Consider the following 391-nt stretch of genomic DNA (forward strand, 5'->3'; position numbering starts at 1 on the left):
GGCTTGACCTTACCCACATCATGTTTCGCTCCTGCGTCGTGCCAGCTCGGCGCCGAGCAGCATCAGGACCAGGCGCTGAGCGCCGAGCCACAGTGTCTGCCATCCAGGCTCGCCGTCGCCACGACGGGCCAGAAAGCCGCCCAGGCGGGCAACACCGCGGTGAAAGCCGCGCCGCGTGACGAGCTCTTCGCGCGGCACGGCGAGAGCGCTGGCCAGCAGCGCAATGGTGGCGGGATCCTCGTCGGCCGGTGCATCGGGATCACGCCTCGCCTCAGCGCGGAGTTGCAGCAGGCGAACCGAGACGACGGCAAGGAACCCGAGCAGCGGCAGGAAGCGCTCACTGTCGCGCACCTGGCGCGCCTCGACCCGGCAGCCGGTCTTGAGTGCTTTA

Annotated in this window: 1 protein-coding gene; it reads right to left on the reverse strand. The window is 69.3% G+C overall.

What is annotated here, in order from left to right; all coding sequences use genetic code 11:
• Nucleotides 1–18: 18 nt before the first annotated feature.
• A partial coding sequence (locus Q7A36_RS41050; RefSeq protein WP_305109518.1) for an IS4 family transposase occupies nt 19–391 on the reverse strand: 373 nt, incomplete at its 5' end.

This window comes from Paracraurococcus lichenis, from assembly GCF_030657435.1.
GTDB lineage: Bacteria > Pseudomonadota > Alphaproteobacteria > Acetobacterales > Acetobacteraceae > Paracraurococcus > Paracraurococcus lichenis.